Annotated in this window: 7 protein-coding genes; 2 read left to right on the forward strand and 5 right to left on the reverse strand. The window is 67.2% G+C overall.

Features of this window, described 5'->3' with window-relative positions:
- Positions 1–18 precede the first annotated feature (18 nt).
- The 5 genes from ACZ4XD_RS32945 to ACZ4XD_RS32965 all read right to left on the reverse strand — a co-directional run bounded on the left by ACZ4XD_RS32945 (position 19) and on the right by ACZ4XD_RS32965 (position 3,879).
- Positions 19–1,065, reverse strand: a complete 1,047-nt coding sequence (locus tag ACZ4XD_RS32945) for a DUF2637 domain-containing protein (protein ID WP_468048210.1) — start codon at positions 1,063–1,065, stop codon at positions 19–21.
- A complete protein-coding gene (locus ACZ4XD_RS32950; RefSeq protein WP_468048212.1) occupies positions 1,062–1,628 on the reverse strand; it encodes a WhiB family transcriptional regulator in 567 nt (188 codons plus the stop codon). Before ACZ4XD_RS32950 ends, ACZ4XD_RS32945 begins: the two co-directional genes overlap by 4 nt.
- Positions 1,629–1,736: 108 nt before the next feature.
- Positions 1,737–2,444 (reverse strand): ATP-binding protein, encoded by a 708-nt coding sequence (locus tag ACZ4XD_RS32955; protein ID WP_468048214.1) that lies wholly within the window; start codon positions 2,442–2,444, stop codon positions 1,737–1,739.
- Complete coding sequence (locus ACZ4XD_RS32960) at positions 2,444–3,463, reverse strand: hypothetical protein (RefSeq protein WP_468048216.1); 1,020 nt, start codon at positions 3,461–3,463, stop codon at positions 2,444–2,446. The genes ACZ4XD_RS32955 and ACZ4XD_RS32960 overlap by 1 nt, the downstream gene beginning before the upstream one ends.
- A 2-nt stretch (positions 3,464–3,465) precedes the next feature.
- The gene (locus ACZ4XD_RS32965) at positions 3,466–3,879 is read right to left on the reverse strand and encodes a hypothetical protein (RefSeq protein WP_468048218.1); all 414 of its coding nucleotides are present in this window, start codon (positions 3,877–3,879) and stop codon (positions 3,466–3,468) included.
- Positions 3,880–4,805: 926 nt separating this feature from the next.
- On the opposite strand from ACZ4XD_RS32965, the gene ACZ4XD_RS32970 reads away from it, so the two are divergent.
- Both ACZ4XD_RS32970 and ACZ4XD_RS32975 read left to right on the forward strand, forming a co-directional pair.
- Positions 4,806–6,194 carry an MmyB family transcriptional regulator gene (locus tag ACZ4XD_RS32970; RefSeq protein WP_468048220.1) on the forward strand — a complete coding sequence of 463 codons (1,389 nt, stop codon included), beginning with the start codon at positions 4,806–4,808 and terminating at the stop codon, positions 6,192–6,194.
- A 111-nt stretch (positions 6,195–6,305) separates the two neighbouring features.
- The gene (locus tag ACZ4XD_RS32975; RefSeq protein ID WP_468048222.1) at positions 6,306–6,713 is read left to right on the forward strand and encodes an acyl-CoA thioesterase; all 408 of its coding nucleotides are present in this window, start codon (positions 6,306–6,308) and stop codon (positions 6,711–6,713) included.
- Positions 6,714–6,818 lie beyond the last annotated feature (105 nt).

A 6,818-nucleotide genomic window follows, 5' to 3' on the forward strand; every position in this document is an offset into this window, starting at 1 on the left:
CCGCTCCGTGGTGTCCGGTCAGGTCCGGACGGACGTGACCGGCTGCCCGTGCTGCTCGCGGAGCTGGGCCATCAGGGCGGTCAGGGTGTCGCTGGACAGGGGGATCTGCTGACCGCGGATCGCCTGGGCGACCACCTTGCGGGTCAGCTTGTCCTCGGCCCTGACCGCTGACCGGGCGATTTCCAGCAGCTCCTGGGTGTCCGGGTCGGGCCGCCGGGCACCGGTGGTCCGGGCGTCCCAGTCAGTGACCGGCGGCGGAGTGACCGGCCGTTCGGTGCTCGGCACAGGGCTGTCCTGGTGTCCGGTGACCGGCTCGGTGGTCTCCGGGCGGTCAGTGACCGGCGGTGCGGTGTCCGGTTGTCCGGGCAGGTCAGCGGCCTCGTGCGGTTGACCGTGGTGAGCGGTGACCGGGTTGCTGCTGTCCGCCGGGGCCCTGTTCCCGGTCAATGACCGAGGGTTGGGGGTCTGCCTGTCCAGGGACAGAGGCGGCCGGTCGGTCAGGGCAGTGACCGGCGGCCCGGCCGTGGCCTGACCGGGCTCCGGCTGCTGACCGACCTGGTCGGCCCGGGTGACCGCGATGCTGTCGGGCTTGTCGGCCTGACCGCGGTCCTCGCGGGCACTGTCCTTGACCGGCCCTCGGGCGATGAGGATGTAGAGGTGGACCGCTCCGGCCAGCGCGAGCGGGGCGACGGTGGACAGCACCGCGACCACTGAGTCTCCGAGGCGGAGCCCGGTGTCCGGTGCCGCTTCCTCATTGAGCCGCACTGCGTGGAGCGCGTTGGCCCAGATGCTGGCGGCGGTGGCCGTGCCGACGAGCATCCAGACGTAGAGCCGGGCACGCAGCGGCGCGTCGCGCAGGACCATGAGGGCCCGGATGCCGTAGGCGATGAATCCGTCGATCACCAGTGGGAAGAGGTAGCTGAGGAAGCCTCGGACGTGGATGGCGACAGCCATCTGCTGAAGGGCGTCCCAGCTCAGGGCGCATGCCACGCTGCCCAGGGCCATGATGACCGCGCGGTCCCAGTCGGTGATGTGCGCCGCCTTGGGCGTGCTCGCGATGCTCACGCCGCCGTCCCGAAGTCGTCGCGGCCCAGGCATTCGCCGTTGGCCTTGAGGGACGGGGTGGTTTCCGTGTTCTGTTCCAGGTCGCGGTTGCGCAGGGCCCGGCGAAGCTCGCGGTACTTCTTCTGGGCGTGTTCCTCGGTGATCTTCAGGAGCCAGGCCAGGCGCTGTTCGGACAGGCCGTGGCGGTGGGCGGCGTGGACAACTGCGCGGCGCTCGGCCTTGGTGAGGTGGACGTCGCGCCCGGCGACGGTGGCGTTGACGCGGCTGTAGTCCAGGCGGTTGGCGAGCTTCCCGTGCAGCGGGCCGCGTTCCTCCTCGGTCATGCCGCCCCGGATGCCGTTGGTGTCACCGCCTTCGAGGGCGGCGTCCAAACAGGTACGGCGCACTGGGCACTGCCCGCACAGCGACTTGGCGGTAGCGATCTTGTCGGTCTCGTCGGGCTCCGGGAAGAAGAGTTCGGGGTCCACCGGGTTGTACTCGGTGCTCTGGCAGACGGCGTCGTCCTGCCAGGTGTGGTCGCCGAGCGACCGGTGGCGGGCAGGGGTGATCGTCGTGGTGGTCATGCGGGTTGCTCCGATCGCTCTCCGCGCGCAGGGCGTCGGCGGAGGAGGCGCTGGGTCGTGAGAGGTAGATGAGGCGGCGCGCCAAGGGCACGGCCGGCCTGCGGAAGGTCAGGCGGCAGCGCGGAAGCGTCTGCGGTCGACCGGCTCGAACTCGACGCGGGTGGTCATCTGCGCGAGCCTGCTGGCGACGCGGTCGCCGAGGTAGGCCCGGAGATCCTTGATCGTCAGGTTGGTGGTGATCAGCGTCGGGAGTTCGAGGTTGTACCGGCGGTTGATCAGCCGGTAGGTGACTTCCTCGACCCACTCGGAGGACTTGGCCGCGCCGAGGTCGTCGATGATCAGCAGCGGGCATCGGCTGACGGCGGCCAGCTCCCGCTCGCTGTCAACGCCGGGCCGGGGGCGCAGGTCGGCGTAGAGGTCGGCTGCGGTGGTCGCGCGCCAGCGGACACCGATCCCTCTCTGCGCCAGCAGCCGGACCGCGCCGTACGCCTGGTGCGTCTTGCCTGCGCCGACGACCCCGGCCAGCAGCAGACTGGGGCCGGTGGTGACCTGCCGCCGGGCTCCCCGGCTGGGGGCGACGGCCGCCTCGGCGACGTCCCGGGCCCAGGCCAGGACGTTGGGGTGGTCGGCGACGGCAGCCCGGTAGCGCGGTGGCATCGCGGCCGACAGGGCGTCCAGCGGGGAGAACGGCTCGGGCTCGTCGACCACCGCGGCGGCTGCAGCCGGGTCGATGTTGCGGGCGGCCAGGATCCGCGCCATGCGGTCCAGGGTGCCCTCGCTGCCGAGGAGCTGCGGTTCGCGGTTACGGGTGCGCATCACAGCTCCTCGGCGTAGGCGGCGGCAGCGTCGCCCGGGTTGGTCCACGCCTGGTGAGCGCGGACGTTAGGCCGGGATCCCGGCCGCGCCAAGCCGCCGGGGCGGGTGTTCATGGCCTCGTTGACCATGCTGGTCAGCACGCTCGGGTGCTTGGGGTTGGCCGCGAAGTTCTGCAATCCGGCTCGGATGTGCTCCGGGGCGATGCCCTCACCCAGCAGCTTCTTGGTGATCCGCCCGAGGTGTCCGATCACGTCGCTGGGCGGGCGCTCGTCGCAGGCAGCGGTGTACTCGCCGATGAGCTGGTTGGCCGAGACGGTGGCTGCGGGCGCTGTGCGCCCCGTAGGAACAGAAGATCCAGGATCCAAGATCCTAGATCCAGGCGCCGAGCCCTCCCCGAGGCTTCGGGGAAGGTTCGGGGAGGGCTCGGCGAACGTGCCTTGACCTGCGCTTTTCATGTCCCCGTGGCCAGGGATGCCAGCCATGCCGTCGAAGGCGTCCTGCTGGGCGACGGGAGCCTGGTCGGCGTGGCCGCGAGGCGTCGTGGCCGGCTGCGCGGGCAGATCGAGGGCACGGGGAGTATTCGGCGAGCCCTCGGGGAGTCCTCCGGGACGGGTCGTCGGCTCCTCGGCCCGCTGGGTGCAGGTGCCCTTGCAGGGGGCGCACCGGTCGGCGGCCTGGTGTTGCGGGCAGGAAGGCAGACGGGACTGGCTCGGCTTGTCGATCTTCTGGTGCTCAGCCCAGGTGACGATGTGCAGGTAACGGCGCCCGTCGCAACCGGTGTACCGACAGACCAGCGCCGCGTCGGCCAGCTGCTGCAGGTCGTCCTCGACGTGGACCGGAGTGCGCTCGGCGCGCAGCGGCCAGAGCAGCCCCGCGATGATCGCGGCGTTGTCACGGAAGCGACCATGATCGTCAGCCTGGGTGAGGAGGCCGAAGAACGTCCGCTCGGCGTGGACGGTCACCTCGGCGAGCGACTCGCTGGTGAAGGCTTCGGGCTTGATGGTGCGGATCCTGGCCATGGTCAGCGCTCCTTGCCGACGCCGGCGTACACCTCGGCGGGGGGCCGTAGGCTCCCGGTGGTCAGGTTGAGGTCGTATGCCTCGCCCCACATCAGCTCAGCGTGGGCGCGGATCACCCAGCGGGCGAGCGTCACGCGCTGGGCTCGGTTGAGGGCTATGGGCTCCCCCTGGCCGTCGTACGCGCGGGCGCAGGGGCTCGGCCAGCTCTGGCCAGGCTGTCGCTGCGAAACGCGGAGGGCGGAGGCTCCAGGCACCATTTGCGCAAACAGGCGGGCCAGGCGCTGCTGGCGAGCGCTGGTGAGAAGCGCATCATGCACCACCCCCCAACGTTGCTGGAGCTGTGCCGGGGAGCAGGAAGTGCGGAAGGCTGCCATGCCGGCCGGGCGCTCCGGCCTTTTGCGCAGGGCAATCGACATGCAACACTCTCCTTCGTAGTGAACCCGCGCCGGTGTGCCTCGTGGAAAAGGGCCGGTGCGGCGATGGGTGAATCTCCAGCCCTTGCCGGGGCAGGAGTGCCATTTGGCGTCCGGCGTCTGGGAGTTACCGCTCTCAGGCGCCGTCGCTGTCTTACGGGCTGATGGAACCGCCCCGATCATGTGCCCCGCATATGTTTCCTACCTGCTGTCTGTCGCTGAGCGGGGTGCCCGGCGAGGGACGACGAACATACGCAAGGACGGCCTCAAGATCCAGACTTAGCTACAGGACTCGCTGCAACTCGCAGTGGAGGCGACGGCCGACTGCAGATGCGGGGCGTGGAGAGTTCGAGTTGGACTGCGGACTCCGAAATTGATCTCCACGTGACCTCCTGTGTCTGATGCCGCAACGCTCTGTCGAATCGGCTGGTCATAAGGATTTAAGCCAAGACCGAGAAGCTCCGTCAAAGCAGACCGTATGCCCGTTTTAGCTGCATAGGTCGCGAGCTTACGGACGGTCCACCTGGGTGACCCCTAGCGCACAACTCCCTTGCAGGTTAGGGGATATACGGAATTCTGACGGAGCAGAAGAGGTGACTGCACTGCCGGTCTAGACCAACACTGAAGGGCAGCAGCGAAAATCGGCAAACATTTGCCGGTTTCGCAGATCAGACGTAAGCGCGAGGGTGGGATGTCCGGTTCGCTGGCGATCGAGAGCGCGATCACCGGGAGCCTTAATTTAATACTCGACAGTCACATTCTCGCGAGTATGTGGCTGCCACCACACGTGGTCAAGATCGTTCAAATACCGCGTATGGTCTTAGTGGGGAGACGTTAAGGGCGGGGGACGGCGGCTACGTTGTCCCTCTTTTTGCATGCCCAAAAGCGAGTGTCTCCTGTCACGCCAACGCAATGACAGGGAGAGGCTGATGGCCGCCAGGCAGCAGGCCGAAAGTGACGACGCGGCTGCCAAGAAGGGCACATCTGCGGCGCCCGTCGCAGTAGCCGGGCAATACATGGGCTTCGGCGGGATGTTGAAGCGGTGGCGGAAGGCCGCCGGCGTCAACCAGATTGTCCTAGCTCGCGCCCTGGGAATCGGTGAGCGCACGTACCGCAACATCGAGCGCGGCGCGACCCCGCGGTTCTCGCAGCCCCAGTGCGATGCCCTGGCAGACCTGCTGAAGCTGGACGCCGACGAACGCCACGCACTACTGCTCTACAACGTCGGCACCTACCTGCGAGCCTCGACATCTGACGGTCGGCCCGAGCTCGGGCCTGCCTTGAGACTGCTCATCGACCGCCAGATGCCCTCGCCGACCTACCTGTCCGACCGCAACTGGAACATCCTCGCCTACAACAAGGCCATGGCCGAGCTGTGGCCGTGGGTCATGGAGCCGCGCGCCAACATCATCAGGTGGGCGCTGACCACTCCGGAAGGGCGTGCCACCTACCACGACTGGCACAAGCACGCCGCGGTTTTCGTCCGGATGCTGCGCTTCGCGCTGACCACCCACGGCGGTGACACTGATCTTCAGGAACTGATCGCGGACGTTAAGAAGAATCCCGAGATCCAGAAGATCTGGGATGCGGACGCCGACCTCGTCGAGCATCGCGATGGCCACGTGTTCCTTGCCAGCGTCCCCACCCTCGGCTGGAAGACGATCGAGATCGTCAGCCACGTGGCATACCCGGCGATCATGCCGGACTGCCGCTTCGTGGTGATGACCTGGGTGGAAGCGGAACCGGATGCCCAACGGGATGCGTTGGGCGGCCCACGCAACGCATGGGCAGAGGAAACGCACAACACGGCTTATGAACGCAGCCGCGCCCAAGCGCGCATCGCGGAAGCCGATCGCCTCCGCGACATGGACCTCCACACTGCGCGTCTGGTGGTCGACAGCGCAGAGAAGGCCGCGGCCACGGCCGGCAAGGACGGAATTCCCCTGCCCGCGCTCAGCCGCCTCATGGGGCCGGCCTCCCAGCTGACTCTGTCGCCATCGACTCGCAATGTGGTCTGGGCAGTTGAGGAAGCACCCGGCGAATGGGGGGTCTCGCAAGTATCGCCTTCTACTCTGATCGCCCGCGTGCCGCCCGCCGCCATACACGGTGACGCACGAGCCGAGTTGAAGTTGCTCACGCGGATCGCCTTGCCATCTGCCCCCGAGGCTGCCGCCGACCGAGTCCAACAGCTCCTCAGCGAACTCGACCAGCAGCAAAGTCTCTTGCGCGAAATCCAGCGAGACCTGGACGGGCACAAGCCAGTGCTGCGTACTCCCCGAGGCATAGCCCGCGAAGTCCAAGCCGAACTCGTCTCGTGACACAAGGCATAGGGCGGGCAGGGGAAAGGCGTGCTGTTCTGCACCGAGTCACCTGCCCTGATGCCCTCTGTCTGCTCTTCCAATCTGAAGCCTGAGGAAAGATCCGATCCCGTGCACCAGTACACCTATGCCTGCCCGCTGCGCTGGAGCGACGCTGATGCCTACGGTCACGTCAACAACGCGCAATTCCTCCGCTACATGGAGGAAGCCCGCACGCGCATGTTCCAAGAAATAGTCGCCACGAACGAAGAAGGGCACCGCTCAAACGCCTTCGTCGTGAGCCGAACCATCATCGACTACCGCGCCCCACTGTTCTACGGGCCCGAACCCGTCAATGTGCATGTCTGGGTCACGAAGGCTTCCGCCGCCACCTTTGAACTCGCCTATGAGATCAGGGATGCCGAGAAACTGTACGTCGAAGCCACCACCAAGATTGTCGCCTATAACCTCGACACGGAGTCTCCGCGGCGCCTCTCTGAGACGGAACGGGCTTTCGTCGCTCGCTATGCCAAGCGCTGATCCGATCGGCCTAGGGAGTGTCTTCAAATGATCTCGGGTGGTGGATCATGGTCGGGTGATACGTCGCCATGAACTGTCCGATGCTGAGTGGGAGTTCGTCCGGCC

The sequence above is a fragment of the Streptomyces sp. NPDC029466 genome, assembly GCF_055574515.1.